This window comes from Clostridium sp. (genome assembly GCF_021443865.1).
Lineage (GTDB): Bacteria > Bacillota > Clostridia > Clostridiales > Clostridiaceae > Clostridium.
Genome location: NZ_JABUTB010000037.1, coordinates 14,481 through 31,056 on the forward strand (window position 1 = coordinate 14,481; position 16,576 = coordinate 31,056).

The 16,576-nt window shown below is 27.8% G+C and carries 17 protein-coding genes; all 17 read left to right on the forward strand.

The window, feature by feature from the left end; translation table 11 throughout:
• Positions 1-422 precede the first annotated feature (422 nt).
• A complete protein-coding gene (gene ftsZ / locus HUJ77_RS08300) occupies positions 423-1,544 on the forward strand; it encodes a cell division protein FtsZ (protein ID WP_291708116.1) in 1,122 nt (373 codons plus the stop codon).
• Between the two features lie 224 nt (positions 1,545-1,768).
• Positions 1,769-2,572: a sigma-E processing peptidase SpoIIGA gene (locus HUJ77_RS08305; RefSeq protein WP_291708117.1), complete on the forward strand. Its 804-nt coding sequence runs from the start codon at positions 1,769-1,771 to the stop codon at positions 2,570-2,572.
• A complete protein-coding gene (gene sigE / locus HUJ77_RS08310; RefSeq protein WP_291708118.1) occupies positions 2,569-3,276 on the forward strand; it encodes an RNA polymerase sporulation sigma factor SigE in 708 nt (235 codons plus the stop codon). Before HUJ77_RS08305 ends, sigE begins: the two co-directional genes overlap by 4 nt.
• 80 nt (positions 3,277-3,356) lie before the next feature.
• Positions 3,357-4,130: an RNA polymerase sporulation sigma factor SigG gene (sigG, locus tag HUJ77_RS08315; RefSeq protein ID WP_291631424.1), complete on the forward strand. Its 774-nt coding sequence runs from the start codon at positions 3,357-3,359 to the stop codon at positions 4,128-4,130.
• Between the two features lie 65 nt (positions 4,131-4,195).
• On the forward strand, positions 4,196-4,507 hold the full coding sequence (locus HUJ77_RS08320) for a YlmC/YmxH family sporulation protein (RefSeq protein ID WP_291708119.1): 312 nt from the start codon (positions 4,196-4,198) through the stop codon (positions 4,505-4,507).
• A 77-nt stretch (positions 4,508-4,584) separates the two neighbouring features.
• The gene (nrdR, locus tag HUJ77_RS08325) at positions 4,585-5,040 is read left to right on the forward strand and encodes a transcriptional regulator NrdR (protein ID WP_291631427.1); all 456 of its coding nucleotides are present in this window, start codon (positions 4,585-4,587) and stop codon (positions 5,038-5,040) included.
• 144 nt (positions 5,041-5,184) lie between these two features.
• Positions 5,185-5,922, forward strand: coding sequence for a peptidoglycan editing factor PgeF (gene pgeF, locus HUJ77_RS08330; RefSeq protein WP_291708120.1), 738 nt, complete (start codon positions 5,185-5,187; stop codon positions 5,920-5,922).
• A 12-nt stretch (positions 5,923-5,934) separates the two neighbouring features.
• Positions 5,935-6,633: a response regulator transcription factor gene (locus tag HUJ77_RS08335; protein ID WP_291708121.1), complete on the forward strand. Its 699-nt coding sequence runs from the start codon at positions 5,935-5,937 to the stop codon at positions 6,631-6,633.
• A gap of 2 nt (positions 6,634-6,635) precedes the next feature.
• Positions 6,636-8,333 carry an ATP-binding protein gene (locus tag HUJ77_RS08340; protein ID WP_291708122.1) on the forward strand — a complete coding sequence of 566 codons (1,698 nt, stop codon included), beginning with the start codon at positions 6,636-6,638 and terminating at the stop codon, positions 8,331-8,333.
• A gap of 178 nt (positions 8,334-8,511) precedes the next feature.
• Entirely contained in the window at positions 8,512-9,369 is an 858-nt protein-coding gene (locus HUJ77_RS08345) for a phosphate ABC transporter substrate-binding protein (protein ID WP_366033087.1), read from the forward strand.
• Positions 9,370-9,477: 108 nt separating this feature from the next.
• Entirely contained in the window at positions 9,478-10,365 is an 888-nt protein-coding gene (gene pstC / locus HUJ77_RS08350; RefSeq protein ID WP_291708124.1) for a phosphate ABC transporter permease subunit PstC, read from the forward strand.
• A gap of 2 nt (positions 10,366-10,367) precedes the next feature.
• A complete protein-coding gene (pstA, locus tag HUJ77_RS08355; RefSeq protein WP_291708125.1) occupies positions 10,368-11,192 on the forward strand; it encodes a phosphate ABC transporter permease PstA in 825 nt (274 codons plus the stop codon).
• Between the two features lie 24 nt (positions 11,193-11,216).
• Complete coding sequence (pstB, locus tag HUJ77_RS08360) at positions 11,217-11,981, forward strand: phosphate ABC transporter ATP-binding protein PstB (RefSeq protein WP_291708126.1); 765 nt, start codon at positions 11,217-11,219, stop codon at positions 11,979-11,981.
• 21 nt (positions 11,982-12,002) lie between these two features.
• Entirely contained in the window at positions 12,003-12,659 is a 657-nt protein-coding gene (gene phoU, locus HUJ77_RS08365) for a phosphate signaling complex protein PhoU (RefSeq protein WP_291708127.1), read from the forward strand.
• Between the two features lie 336 nt (positions 12,660-12,995).
• Positions 12,996-14,327, forward strand: coding sequence for a DUF512 domain-containing protein (locus HUJ77_RS08370; protein ID WP_291708128.1), 1,332 nt, complete (start codon positions 12,996-12,998; stop codon positions 14,325-14,327).
• Between the two features lie 2 nt (positions 14,328-14,329).
• Positions 14,330-15,646: a ribosome biogenesis GTPase Der gene (der, locus tag HUJ77_RS08375; protein WP_291708129.1), complete on the forward strand. Its 1,317-nt coding sequence runs from the start codon at positions 14,330-14,332 to the stop codon at positions 15,644-15,646.
• Between the two features lie 3 nt (positions 15,647-15,649).
• Positions 15,650-16,576: NAD(P)H-dependent glycerol-3-phosphate dehydrogenase (locus tag HUJ77_RS08380; protein WP_291708130.1), on the forward strand; the 927-nt coding region annotated here is incomplete at its 3' end.

Below are 16,576 nucleotides of genomic sequence, written 5' to 3' on the forward strand. Positions count from 1 at the left end.
TCTAATTTTTGTTTTAAATACTTTTGTTCATTAAGAATATATTATTATTTAATTAAATGGTTGAGTTATTCTATTCTAGATGATAAAATTATAATTGAATTAAATTAAAGTTAAACAAAGAAAATTTGGAAATTTTATTTAAGTGATTATATATTACAAGACATTACATAAATTTAAAAATGTTAATAGAAATATTTTATCTAGAATAATAAAATTCAAAATAATACAAATAATTACTTATAATAACAAAAATTTTATTATTTGTTTATTAAGGTATTGTTAAAAAGATATAATATGATGTAAAATTAATGTACAAGTAGTTATATAGTTAGTGAAATTGAAATTATTTAAATTGTTTTATTATTAAAAAAGAGACAAAGTAGAAAAATTACTAGTAGTTATTTTCTAAAGGAGGAATTATTTTGTTAGATTTCGAAGTAGATATGCAAGAATTAACCAATATTAAGGTTATTGGTTGTGGTGGCGGCGGTGGTAACGCCGTAAATAGAATGATTGCTGAAGGGCTAAAAAATGTTGAGTTTATTGCTGTTAATACAGACAAGCAAGCTTTGATGTTATCACATGCTAATGTTAAAATACAAATTGGAGAAAAATTAACAAAGGGGCTTGGAGCAGGAGCGAATCCTGAAATTGGTAAAAAGGCAGCAGAAGAAAGTAGAGAAGAAATAGCAGAAGCTATTAAGGGAGCTAACATGGTATTTATAACTGCTGGAATGGGAGGCGGAACAGGTACTGGGGCTGCCCCAATAGTTGCTGAAATAGCAAAGGCTATGAACATATTAACAGTTGGAGTTGTAACTAAACCATTCCCTTTTGAAGGTAAAAGAAGAATGAGACATGCTGAAATGGGTATAGAAAATCTTATGAAAGCTGTAGATACATTAGTTATCATTCCGAATGAAAGATTATTATCAATGGCAGATAAGAAAACAACACTTTTAGATTCATTTAAGTTAGCTGATGATGTACTAAGACAAGGGGTTCAAGCTATCTCAGACTTAATTACTATACCAGGGGTTGTTAACGCTGACTTTGCTGACATAGAAACTGTTATGTTAAACAAAGGGTTAGCTCATATGGGAGTTGGACATGGTACTGGCGATAATAAAGCACAAGATGCAGTTAAACAAGCTATATCATCACCACTTTTAGAAACATCAATTGATGGAGCTACTGGTGTTATTATTAATTTCACTGGTGGTGTAGATTTAGGAGCAATAGAAGTATATGAGGCTGCTGACATAGTAAGAGAATCTGCAGATCCAGATGCTAACATTATATTTGGTGCAGTTATTGATGAAACTTTAACAGATGAAATCAGAATAACTGTAATAGCAACAGGATTTGAAGAAGATAATAATAAATTGTTAAATCATGAACCTATTTTTGAAAAGAAAATAGTTAAAGAAGAAAAAGCTCCAGTAGAAGCATCTACAACAGAGCAAACAAGAAAAGTAGATCCACTATTAGATATTGAAACTGATAGTGTAAATATTCCAAGCTTTTTAAGATCAAGAAAATAGTATTTTACATTTTTAAAAGACCAAGAAGAATAGATTCTTGGTCTTTTTTTTGTTTTTCAACATATTAATAAATATGGTTTAACTTTGTTACTTTTTATTATAAAACTTTAATAACTGTAATTAAATGTAATAAATGAAAGATGAAAATAAAAAAAACAGTGAGTTATTATGACAAAATTTTGAAATGAAACAGTTTATAATTTAAGTACAAAGGGGGAAGGTAAATGGTAATATATATTGATATACTTTTAGCAGAGAATTTTATAATTAACTTATTTTTGCTATTAATTTCATTAAAAATTTTAAGATATAGATATTATAAAACAGTTTATTTAGCTGCAACTCTTGGATCACTTTATACTTTGGTATTATTTATGGATTATAAATTATTAGTAACTTTACCCTTTAAGTTTATTGTAGTTATACTGATGATTATGATTAGTACTAAAAATATAAATTTATTAAAGTTAATAAAATCAGGTGCTACATTTATAATAATATCATTTACTTTATGTGGAATTACTTTTGCATTTTCTATGATTGAAAATTACGATAGCTTTTTAGGAAATTATTCAATTAATAATTATTCTATAAAGTATTTAGTATTATCACTTATGTTACTTTATATAGGTATTGTTAGGATAAGTGATTATCTAAAAGATAGGTCATTAGTAAATAATTTTATATTTGATGTAGAAATATCCAATAAAGACAGTTCTATTGTTATTAAAGGTTTGTTAGATACAGGAAATGGACTTAGAGAGCCTGTTACAAATTTACCTTGTATAATAATTGAAAGTAATTTTCTTGAAGCTTTTGATATAAATAGTGATGAAGAATTTTCAATCCCCTATAGTACCATTGGTGAATTTGGAAGCTTAAAAGGTTTCAAGTCTAAGGAAGTAAGAATTAGAGGGGAAGATAGAGAGTGGAAAAGTATTGAAGTAATAGTTTGCAAATGTAAAAATAAATTAAGTAAAAATAATGAGTTTAATGCATTATTATCAAGAGGAGTAGTATGGTTATGATAAATATAAAAATATTGTTAAATAGAATTTTAGAAAAATTAAAGTTTTTAAAAGGTGAACTCCATTACGTTGGAGGAAGCGAAGCCTTACCTCCTCCATTAAAAAAGGATGAAGAAGAAGAATTAGTAAATAAATTAATTCAAGGGGATGAATCTATAAGAGATATTCTTATAGAGAGAAACTTAAGATTAGTAGTATATATAGCTAGGAAATTTGAAAATACTGGCTTTGGAGTGGAAGATTTGATTTCAGTTGGCACTATTGGGTTAATTAAGGCTGTAAATACTTTTAATCCAGAAAAGAAAATAAAGCTTGCCACTTATGCATCTAGATGTATAGAAAATGAAATACTTATGTATTTAAGAAGAAACAGTAAGGTAAAAGCCGAAATATCTTTTTATGAGCCTTTAAATATTGATTGGGATGGTAATGAACTTTTGTTATCAGATATTTTAGGTACTGAAAATGATATAGTTTATAATTTAATAGAAGATGAAATAGATAAAGAATTATTGTTCTTAGCCCTTAAACACTTAAATGACAGAGAAAAAGAAATTGTAAGATTAAGATTTGGATTAAATGGTACTAGAGAAAAAACTCAAAAGGAAGTGGCGGATATGCTTGGTATATCACAATCTTATATTTCTAGATTAGAAAAGAAAATTATTAATAGATTGAAAAAAGAAATCAATAAGATGATTTAGGTTGTCTTTAGTATAAAAGATATCACTCTCGGGGATACTTTTTAATGCAGTATGATATTACTTCCGAAGGGGATGATAACTTGATTATTAATAAGGTAGAAATCTGCGGTGTTAATACTTCAAAACTACCTATCTTAAAAGAAAAAGAAAAAAGAGAATTGCTATTAAGAATGAGAGATGGGGATAGAAGTGCTAGAGAAATCTTCATTAAAGGGAATTTAAGATTAGTTTTAAGTGTAATACAAAGATTTAATAATAGAGGGGAAAATGTAGATGATTTATTTCAGGTAGGTTGTATAGGATTAATGAAGTCAATAGATAATTTTGATTTAGGTCAAAATGTTAAGTTTTCTACCTATGCTGTACCTATGATAATTGGTGAAATTAGAAGGTATCTAAGAGATAATAACTCCATAAGAGTCAGTAGGTCTTTAAGAGATATAGCTTATAAAGCTCTATTGGTAAGAGATAAGTTAATAAAAGAAAATAATAAAGAACCAACAGTTTCGCAAATTGCAAAGGAATTGAATTTACCTAGAGAAGAAGTAGTTTTTGCTTTAGATGCTATTCAAGATCCAGTATCCTTATATGAACCAATATACCATGATGGTGGAGATGCCATATATGTTATGGATCAATTAAGCGATTCTAAAAACACAGATGAAAGTTGGCTTGAAAATATATCTATAAAAGAAGCTATGAAAAAGTTGAATGATAGAGAAAAGCTTATATTGACTTTGAGGTTCTTTAATGGAAGAACACAAATGGAAGTAGCTGATGAAATAGGAATATCTCAAGCACAAGTATCAAGACTAGAGAAAACTGCATTAAAGCATATGAGAAAGTATGTATAGAGCTCTTTAAGAGCTCTATAAAATGAAAGTAAAGTGTACATGCTTTATAATTTAAGGAGGTTTATATGGGTTTTTTTGATAATGTTAAAATTGAGGAAGAGCAAACAATAGATGAAAATGAGTTTTTATTACACTCTTTAAATGCACTTAGAACAATGGAAGTGATTGATATTAAAACTGGGACAAAACTTGGATTTATAAAGGATTTTGTTATAGACACTAAAGAAAGTAAGGTAATATCAATATTATTACCTGGAATGGCAAAGGGCTGGTTTAGTAAGGATGAAGATATAGAAATACCTTGGAATAAAGTTAAAAAAGCTGGAATTGAAGTTATTTTAGTAGATAGTACAGATATAGAAAAATTAAACTTATAAAATAATTATAGAAAAAACTAAATAAAATATGTATAATTTATATTAGACAAAAGAAAATTAGGAAAGGCGTGAAGGATATGAGATGTCCATTTTGCTCGTTTGAGGAAAGTAAGGTGGTAGATTCTAGATCAACAGACGATAGCACCACAATAAGAAGAAGAAGAGAATGTTTAAAATGTGGTAAGAGATACACTACATACGAAAAAGTAGAAGATATTCCAATTTTAGTTGTTAAAAGAGATTCAACCAGAGAAAATTTTAATAAAGAAAAAATTATAAACGGACTTATTAGAGCTTGTCAAAAAAGACCAGTATCTAGACAACAAATCGAAGATTTAGCAGAGGATATTGAAAAAACAATTTCCAATAAAATGATAACAGAAGTTAATTCTAAATTAATTGGTGAAATGGTAATGGAAAGATTAAAGAATGTTGATGAAATATCTTATGTAAGATTTGCTTCTGTATATAGAGAATTTAAAGATATAAATACTTTTTTAGAAGAAATAAAAAGTTTAGTATCAAAAAAGTAAAGCTGTTAAAATGATTTTATCATTTTAACAGCTTTTTATTTTAAAGTTAAAAGTACGTTAAAAAATTAAATAGTGATTCAAAAAAATAGATAATAAACTTAATAAATGGTAAAATGTATTAAAATAATTAAATGAGGTGACTAAATGATTAGCTTATACACAAGAGATTTAAAAATGGAAAAGGACTTTCTTATTTATGAATTAGGAAAGATAAATATAGTTTTTTCAACAGCTGAAAATGATAGAAGCTTTAATAGGCATAAGGATTTTGGAATAGATAATTTAAATAGTATAGTTACAGATTTTCATTTGGATAATATACAGTATTTAAATCAAATTCATAGTGATAATGTTTTTGTATACAATAAGCTAAATGGAGATATAAAAAGTAAAGAAGGAGATGCTTTAATAACAAAAGAAGAGAACACTGCAATAGGAGTTTTTACAGCAGATTGTGTTCCTATTATTATAGCAGATGTTAAAAATAATATTATTGCATCTATCCATAGTGGATGGAAAGGAACCTTTAATTCTATAGTTTTAAAAACTTTAAGTAAGATGAAAAAGGACTTTGATATAGATATTAATGAGACAAAAGTTTTTATAGGACCTCACATAAGGCAATGTTGTTATGAGGTATCTTATGAACTTAAAGAATCTTTTATTGAAAAAACAAAAATAGAAGAAAGTAAATTATTTAAAGATAGAAATTTAAATATGGAAGAATGCATTTTAAAGGATATAAGAGAATTTGGAATAAAGGAAAGCAATATTTATTCTTTAAATCTATGTACTCACTGTGAAGAGGAACTTAAGTTATATTCATATAGAAAGTCGGTAGGAACATATGGAAGATTATTTTCATTTGCTTTTATAAAATAAGGGGGGATAGTTATGGCATCAGAAAAAATACTAGTAGTAGATGATGAAGATCATATTGTTGAACTAATTAGATATAATTTAATAAATTCTGGATATAGTGTTATTACAGCTAATAATGGAATAGATGCTGTAAGAATAGCAAAGGAAGAAAATCCTAACTTAATTTTGTTAGATTTAATGATTCCTGGGCTAGACGGTTATGATGTATGTAAAGCTATTAGAAGTGATGTAAACACTAAGAACATATCTATAATAATGTTAACAGCTAAGGGGGAGGAGTTAGATAAGATATTAGGGCTAGAACTTGGGGCAGATGATTATATTACAAAACCATTTTCTATAAGGGAACTTTTAGCTAGAATTAAGGCTATACTAAGACGTACAAAAGCTTTAGGATCTAGTGAAGAAACATATAAATCTAATGGAATGTATATAAATTTTGAAAGAAGAGAAGTTTCTATTTTAGGCAATAAGGTAGATTTAACTTTAAAAGAATTTGAATTACTTGAGATATTAGTTAAAAATAGAGGAAAAATATTAACTAGAGAAACACTTTTAGATAAAATATGGGGATATGAATATCTTGGAGAAACAAGGACTATAGATGTTCATATTAGATATTTAAGGAAAAAAATTGAAGTAGATGATAAAAATCCACAATATATTGAAACTATAAGAGGAGTGGGATATAGATTTAATCCTAGTAATTAATTATGAAGAAAAGAATATTAGTATCATCATTAATAACAGTAATATTTGCTTTAATAATAGTGACATCTTCTTTTATGGCATTATTGAATATTAAAGAGATAAATAGATCAAAAGATACCCTAAAAAGTTATAATGAAATAATTATAAGAAACATAGATTTAGGATATTACAATTTTGATGATTTTATAATTAACAACTCTAAAGTTAGGTTTACACTTGTGGATAAAGATGGAAACGTAATTAAGGACTCTCTTAATAACAATCTTGAAAATCATTCTAGTAGAGAAGAAATAATAAATGCTTTTAAGGATGGAAGAGCTAGTTCAACAAGGTATAGTGAAACCGAAGGCACTAATGTAGTTTTTTATGCTACAAAAATAGATGATAATAGGGTAATAAGATCTTCAGTTCCTGTTAGTAACATTAAATTTTTTACAGAAGGATATTTTAAATATTATTTTGTAATAATACTTTTTGTAATTTTATTATCTTTAGGTCTTTCTTTAAAGTTAATTAGAGCTATTATTTATCCTTTAAAGGAGTTAGAAATAGCAACAGATAAAATTGCAAATGGAGATTATAGTAGAAGAGTTAATATACATACTAATGATGAAATAGGTTCCTTAGCAAATACTTTTAACAATATGGCAGACCAACTTAACTCTAAAATTATAGATTCTATAGATAAGCAGAATAAATTAGAAGCTATATTAGAAAGTATGGAAAGTGGTGTAATAGCTGTAGATAATAAGCAAAATGTAATGCTTATTAACCCTTATGCAAAGAATTTGTTTGGAATTAATAAGGATATTATAGGTAAAAATATATCAGAATATATAATTGATTATGATATAATTTCCTTTATGAGAAGTATACATGAAATTGAAACAAAGGAAATTAAACTGCTTCATCCTATTCCAAGAGAGCTTAGAGTAAAAAAAGCACCTATAATAAATACAAAGAAAATACCTATTGGGGTGGTTATAACAGTTTTAGATATTACTGATATAAAGAGATTAGAGAATATTAGAAGTCAGTTTGTAGCTAATGTATCTCATGAACTTAAAACTCCTTTAACATCTATAAAGGGATTCGCAGAAACCTTAAAATATGTTGAAGATAATAATACTAGGAATAAATTTTTAGATATTATAGATAAAGAAGCTGAAAGACTAACAACTTTAATTAATGATATATTAATTTTATCAAATATAGAAAATAATAAGATGAAGGAAGAAGAATTTAATCCGTCTGAAGTTATTTATGACGTAATTAATATGTTTAGTAAAGAAGTTAACAATAAAGAAGTAGAAATAAATTTCTATAATAAAGGAAGTGAAAATCTTCTTGGCGATAGAGATAAATTCTATCAAATGATGTTAAATTTAGTTGAAAATGCAGTGAAATATTCTAATAATAAAACAGTAATTAATATAAGAACCTATACAATTAAGAATTATGAATATATAGAAGTAGAAGATAATGGTATTGGGATTCCAGCAGATGACTTACCAAGAATTTTTGAAAGATTTTATAGAGTAGATAAGTCTCGTGCAAAAGGTGGAACAGGATTAGGCTTAGCTATAGTTAAGCATATTGTAAAGATGTTTAATGGAGAAGTCTATGTAGATTCTGAAGTTAATAAGGGAACAAAATTTACTATTAAGCTTATAAAACTTAAAAAATTAACTGAATTATAGTTTTAATAAGTTGTACTAAAAGTAGAAAATTACTTTTAGTACAACTTTATTTTTTTGAAGAAATGTTAAATTTATTTAACATAATTATAACTTTTCTTAACCTTTAAATAATATTCACTTAACCTTTTAATATTATTATTAAAATATAAAAAATATGGTTAATTTGGAGGCGTCAAATTTGAAAAGAAAAAGTTTGAAACTTATATGTACAGTATTATTAGTAAGCATAGTAGGAGCAGGATTTACTGGATGTGGCAATTCTTCAAATGAAAGTAGTTCTGAAGGGGGAAACTCTAAAGATAATGTAACTATATCTATTTCTGGCTCTACATCTGTTGGACCATTAATGGGAAAATTATCAGAAAAATATGAAAATGAAAATAGTAATGTTTCTATAGAAATAAATGAGGTAGGTTCATCAGCAGGAATAAAAGATGCTATAAATGGTGTTTCAGAAATAGGGATGTCATCAAGAGAACTGAAATCAGAAGAGGAAAGTTTAGTTAAAGCAACTACTATTGCTTACGATGGTATAGCTATAATAACAAATAAAAATAATCCTATTAAAAATATAACAATTGAACAGATTAAAGGAATATACACAGGCAAAATAAAAAAATGGAGTGAAATAGAAGGTGGCATAGATTCTCCAATAGTTGTAGTATCAAGAGAAGAGGGATCAGGAACTAGAGATGCCTTTCAAGAAATAATAGGTTATAAGTCAGAGGAATTAGAACCAAGTACAATGATAACCAATGCTACAGGAGCTATTAAGCAAACAGTAATAGGAAATGAAAATTCAATTGGCTTTGTATCTTTTGAATACTTAGATGATAAAGTGAATGTTGTAAATGTAGAAAGTGTTGAACCTAATGCAGAATCAGTTCAAGCTGGCAAATATAAAATATCAAGACCATTTATTGTAGTAACTAAAGAAGGAACTTTAAGTGAAGAAGGACAAAAATTCATAGATTTTATTTTAAGCGAAGAAGGACAAACTATGGTTAAGGATAATAAAGCAATTCCAGTTAAATAGCTTAATTTTAATAGTCTGTCCTAACAAGTTCTAATTAAAGATTTAGAATTTTAATTATTAATTTTAAATTATAGGACAGCAACTTAATTTTCATAGGAGAGGATAAGCATGATAAATATTAACAAGAAAAACAATAGAAAATATTTAATAGAAAATATATCAAAAGGAGTATTTTTAGCCAGTGCACTTATTGCAGTTATAAGTTTATTAGTGATTATAGGTTTTGTATTTTATAAAGGCTTAACTCCATTTATAAGCAAAGGTTATTCTTTTATAGATTTTATTACAGGTAGTAAGTGGATACCTAGTTCAGATATGTATGGTGTTATGCCTATGGTAATTGCATCTATACTAGGAACACTAGGTTCACTAATGGTTGGTGTTCCTATAGGGATATTAACAGCTATATTTATAGCAGAAGTAGCACCTGAAAAAGTTGGAAAGATAATATCTGCAGCAGTTGAATTATTAGCAGGAATTCCTTCAGTTTTATATGGGGTTTTTGGATTATCTGTTATAGTGCCTTGGATTATGAGTACTTTTAATTTGGCAAAAGGGCAAAGTCTTTTAGCTATAATAATAGTATTATCAATTATGATGTTACCTACAATGGTAACAGTTTCAGAAACTGCTATAAGAGCAGTACCTAAAACATATAAAGAAGGCTCATTAGCCTTAGGGGCATCGCACATAGAGACAACCTTTAGAGTTGTTGTTCCTGCTGCTAAATCAGGAATTTTAGCAGCTGTGGTATTAGGTATAGGTAGAGCCATTGGTGAAACAATGGCAATAATATTAGTTGCAGGAAATTCACCTATTATTCCAACTTCAATTATGGATTCAGTAAGACCACTTACTACTAATATAGCACTAGAAATGGGATATTCTTTTGGAACCCATCAAGAGATGCTATTTGCAACAGGTGTTATATTATTTATATTTATATTATTACTAAACTTAGTATTAAGTAAACTTTCTAGTAAGGAAGGTAACTAATTATGAGAAAATTTAAAGATTTATTATTAAAGATATTATTATGGATATCAGCAGCTATTACAGTTGGAATATTAATATTTATTTTAGGTTTTATTTTTATAAAAGGATATAAATTTATAAACATTGATTTTATTACAAAAAATTATTCAGCATCAGGAAATGGCGGAATTCTACCTATGATAGTATCAACATTATATACTGTTGTTATTTCTTTATTAGTAGCAACTCCTATAGGAATATTGGCTGCTATATATTTAACAGAATATGCTAAACAAGGGAAGATTGTAAAAATTATTAGGTTTGCAACAGAAAGTTTATCAGGTATTCCATCTATAGTTTATGGATTATTTGGATCTATATTTTTTGTTGGCACATTAAAGCTAGGATATTCACTACTTGCAGGTTCCCTTACTGTTGCAATTATAATATTACCTGTAATTATTAGAACTACAGAAGAGGCTTTAAAGGCTGTTCCACCATCATATAAGGAAGCATCATTAGGCCTTGGAGCAACTAGGTTTCAAACTCTTTATAAGGTAATAGTGCCTAGTGCAATACCAGGAATATTAGTTGGGGTAATATTATCTGTTGGTCGTGTGGTTGGTGAATCAGCAGCTATTTTATTAACAGCAGGAACAGTTGCAAAAATGCCAAAGGGAATAATGTCTAGTGCAAGAACTTTAACTGTACAAGCCTATTTAGTAACTCAAGAATCGGGAGATATAGGACAAGCAGCAGCAGTAGGAATAGTTTTAGTAATAATAATACTCCTACTAAATGTAATTGCAAAGTTAATAAGTAAAAAATTTAATAAGGCAAATTATTAATTATATATACTAAGAGGTGTAAGTATGTCAAAAGAAAATTTAAAAAAAATTCAAGTTAAAAATTTGAATTTATATTATGGAGATAATCAAGCTTTAAAAAATATAAATATAGATTTAGAAGAAAATAAAGTTACTGCTTTTATAGGACCTTCTGGATGTGGTAAATCTACATTCCTTAGAACTATTAACAGGATGAATGATTTAATAGATAATGTTAAAATAGAAGGAGAAATCTTTGTTGATGGAGAAGATATATATAAAAGCAAAGATGTTATTGCATTAAGAACAAAGGTTGGGATGGTATTTCAAAAGCCTAATCCGTTTCCAATGTCAATTTATGATAATATAGCTTATGGTCCAAGATTGCATGGTATAAAAGATAAAAAATCATTAGATGAAATAGTTGAAAAAAGCTTAAAGGGGGCAGCTCTTTGGGATGAAGTTAAAGATAGACTTAAGAAAAGTGCTTTAGGTTTATCAGGGGGACAACAACAAAGATTATGTATAGCAAGAACTATAGCTGTTTCACCAGAAATAATATTGATGGATGAACCAACTTCAGCTTTAGACCCAATTTCAACTAATAAAATGGAAGAACTAATGGAGGATTTAAAGAAGAAATATACAGTAATAATAGTAACCCATAATATGCAGCAAGCAGGTAGAATTGCAGATAAAACGGCATTCTTCTTAAGTGGAGAGATAATTGAGTATGGTGATACAGAAGATATTTTCTATAAACCTAGGGATAAAAGAACAGAAGATTATATTACTGGAAGATTCGGCTAAGATTATTAAGAGGTGAGAAAAATGATGAGAGAAGTAATGAGTAATAAAATTAAATTGCTTAATTCGGAATTGCTTGAAATGGCAAGTTTGGTAGAGAAACAAATACTAGAAAGTATGATTTCTTTAAAAAATCAAGATTTAGATTTAGCAAAAATAGTAATAAAAAATGATGATAAAGTAGATGATTTGCAAAAGATTATAGAAGAAAAGTGTATAAAGTTTATGGCTACTGAATCTCCTCTAGCTAGAGATTTAAGAAGTATATATACAACAACTAAAATTGTAACTGATCTTGAAAGAATGGCAGACTATGCTGTTGATATATGTAAGATAGTTCCTAGAGTAGAGGGAGTAAGCTTTTCAGAGGAAATAGCCCCTATTTGGGAATTAGTTGATATTGTTAATAATATGATTAAATTATCAATTGAGGCTTATATTAATGGTGATGAAAAGGCTGCTTATGAGATTTGTCGTATGGATGATAGAGTAGATGCAATTTATCAAGGGATGTTTAACATAGTTCTTAAAAAGATGGGAAATGAATCAGAAATGATAAATCAAGGAACTCAAATTCTCTTTGCATCAAAATATTTAGAGAGAATTGGTGATCATGTGACTAATATATGTGAATGGATAATATTTTCTAAAAAAGGTAATTATGTAGACTTAAATGAATAACATTATCTATAAAAATTATTTTAAACTTAAAGTAAATAAAAGTTATGTAATAACATAGGAAATGTGAAGTATTAACAAGATTTTCTTAGGTTTACATCAATATTTATACATTTTATATTCTACATTTAAAATTTTGAGCTGTTAATACAGCTCATTTTTATTGACTAGAATTTATTAATAATGTAATATAACATCAAGTGAATATTAAAATTAGGGTAATTATGCTTATAAGAAAAACACAAATTTGAAATTATTACTATTAAAAATATAACTAGATTTTATAAATATAAATATTAGTCAATAATATAAATATTGACAGATACAGAGGTGAAAAAAGTGAAAAATTTAATTAGCAAAGTTGACATAGGTAGCATAGCTGAAGAAGTTGGTATTGAAGTGAACGACGTATTAATATCAATTAATGGAACTCCTATTGATGACATTATAGATTATAAATTTTTGGCTGTAGATGAAGAAGTAGTTCTTGAAATTGAAAAACCAGACGGAGAAATTTGGGAATATGAAATAGAAAAGGAATACGGTGAAAATTTAGGACTTGAATTCCAAGGTGGAATAATGGATAAGGCAAAAAGATGTTCTAATAATTGTATGTTTTGCTTTATTGATCAGAATCCAAAAGGAATGAGAGATACATTGTACTTTAAAGATGATGATTCAAGATTATCATTTTTACAAGGAAATTTTGTTACATTAACAAATATGAAGGATGAAGATATCGATAGAATAATAAGATATAAAATAAGTCCTATAAATATTTCAGTACATACTACAAATCCAGAACTTAGAGTTAAGATGTTAAAAAATAGATTTGCAGGATCTATTATGGAAAGACTTAAAAAATTAAAAGATGCAGAAATTCAAATGCATGCACAAGTTGTATGTATACCTAACATAAATAATGGTGAGGAATTAAGAAAAACTGTAACTGATTTATATGAATTGCATCCTCATGTAAAAAATATTGCAGTAGTTCCAGTAGGTGTTACACAATTTAGAGAAAATTTACCTAAGCTAGACACATTTAATAAAGAGTCAGCAAAAAATGAAATATTGATGATTGAAGATTTACAAAAGAAGTATATTGAAGAAACAGGAGCTCCATTTGTAAGACTTTCTGATGAATTTTATATAACTGCAGGAATAGATGTACCAAATGAAGAATTTTATTCAGAATATGAGCAACTTGAAGATGGAGTTGGAATGATAAGATACTATAGAGAAGTTGTACAGAGATCTATTGAGTTTTTAAACACAGATCTAAAGGGAAGTTTTTCTATGGTAACTGGAGAGTTAGCCTATAATGAAATAAAAAGATCAGCAGACCTTATAATGAAGCATAATCCTAACATTAATATAGATGTATATAAGGTTATAAATAACTTCTTTGGAAATACTATAACAGTAGCAGGGCTTTTGACAGGTACTGATATAATAGATCAGCTAAAGGGTAAAATAAAGACAGATTATCTAATAATGTCAAGTAACATGTTTAGAAAGGGCTATGAACTAGCTCCAGCTGATATGGTTATGTTAGATGACTCAAATATTAATGACATAGAAGAAGCTTTAAATGTTAAGGTTATAGTTTGTGATTATACAGGTGATGACCTTATTGATTTAATAAATGCAAATTGTAAGGAGGACTAATAATGGCTAAACCAATAGTTGCAATAGTTGGAAGACCAAATGTAGGAAAATCTACATTATTTAATAAATTAGCAGGGCAAAGGATATCGATAGTTCAAGATACACCAGGGGTAACTAGAGATAGAGTATATGCTCAAGCAGAATGGTTAAATCATAATTTTACAATGATTGATACAGGTGGTATTGAACCAGAAAGAGAAGATATAATAGTTAAGCAAATGAGAAGACAGGCTAACATTGCTATAGAAACAGCAGATATTATTATATTTGTTGTTGATGGAAAAGAAGGATTAACTCCAGCTGACCATGAAGTAGCAAGTATGCTTAGAAAAAGTAAAAAAGAAGTTGTTTTAGTAGTAAATAAAGTTGACTCATTAAAAGAAGAAGATAATGCTTGGGAATTTTATAACCTAGGAATAGGGGACCCGGTTACTATATCAGCAGCACAAGGATTAGGTCTTGGTGATATGCTTGATAGAGTAGTAGAAAACTTTGATAAGTTTAATGAAGAAGAGGAAGAAGACGAATATATAAGAATAGCTATGATAGGTAAGCCTAATGTTGGTAAGTCTTCTTTAATTAATAAGTTATTAGGTGAAGAAAGACTTATAGTTTCTAACATACCAGGAACTACTAGAGATTCTATAGATAGTACTTTAGAAACTGACATTGGTAAATTTGTGTTAGTAGATACTGCAGGTCTTAGAAGAAAGAGTAAAGTTAAAGAAGAAATAGAAAGATACTCTGTAATAAGAACTTATACAGCTATAGAAAGAGCAGATGTATGTATATTAATGATAGATGCAACTGAAGGTGTAACTGAGCAAGATGAAAAAATAATAGGATATGCTCATGAAATGAATAAAGCTATAATGGTTATAGTTAATAAGTGGGACTTAATAGAAAAAGATGACAAGACTATGCAAAGATATAAAGAAGATTTACAAATGAAGCTTAAGTTCTTAAAATATGCTAAATACTTATTTATTTCAGCAAAGACTGGTCAAAGAACACATAAAGTATTAGAAGTAGCAAAAGAATGTTATGATAATTATTCAAAGAGAATTCCAACTGGAATATTAAACGAAGTTATTAATAAAGCTGTATTAATGAAGGAACCACCAATTGTAAGTCTAAAGAGAATGAAGATTTACTACGCTACTCAAGTAGCTACAAAACCTCCTAAGTTTATATTCTTTGTTAATGATGCCAGTGCAAGGCATTTTTCATATGAAAGATACCTTGAAAATCAATTAAGAGATAGTTTTGATTTTAGTGGAACTGGTCTTCAAATAGAATATAGAGAAAGGAAGGAATAATTTATGAGTAATGTGACCTTTCTAGGAGGAGGTAGCTTTGGTACTGCCTTAGGAATATTATTAGCTAATAAGGGCAATGACGTTAGTATATATGACAGAGATAAGTCTGTAGTGGATGATATTAATATTAATAGAAAAAATGATAAGTATATTAAGGAATTAAAAATTCCTAAAAGTGTCACTGCTTATAATAATTTAGATGATGCATTAAAAGATGCTAAATATGTAGTTTTAGCTGTACCTTCACATGTAATAAGAACAGCTTCAAAATCTTTAAATGGTAAAATAGATAAAGATGTAATAGTTGTTAGTATAGCAAAGGGAATTGAAGAAGGTACTAATTTAAGATTATCAGAGGTTATAGAAGAAGAATTACCAAATAATAAAGTAGTTATTTTATCTGGACCAAGTCATGCAGAAGAGGTGGCATTTGATATTCCAACAACAGTTGTTGTATCATCTAAAGATGAAAATGCTTCAAATGAAGTTCAAGACTTATTTATGACTAAGGAATTTAGAGTTTATACTAATGATGATTTAGTAGGTGTTGAAATAGGTGGAGCTGTTAAAAATATAATTGCATTAGCGGCAGGAGTTTGTGATGGAATAGGCTATGGAGACAATTCAAAAGCTGCTCTTATGACAAGAGGAATGGCAGAAATAGTTAGGATTGGTATTAAACTAGGTGGAAAGCCAGAAACCTTCTTAGGTCTTACAGGTATGGGAGACTTAATAGTTACATGTACTAGTCTTCATTCTAGAAATAGAAGAGCAGGATACCTAATTGGTAAGGGAGAAACTGCTGATGAAGCTATAAAAGATGTAGGTATGGTAGTTGAAGGAATTAAGGCTTGTAGAGCTTTTTATGAATTAAAAGAAAAACTTGATATAGAAATGCCTATTACAGATGTTTTATATAAAGTTTTATTT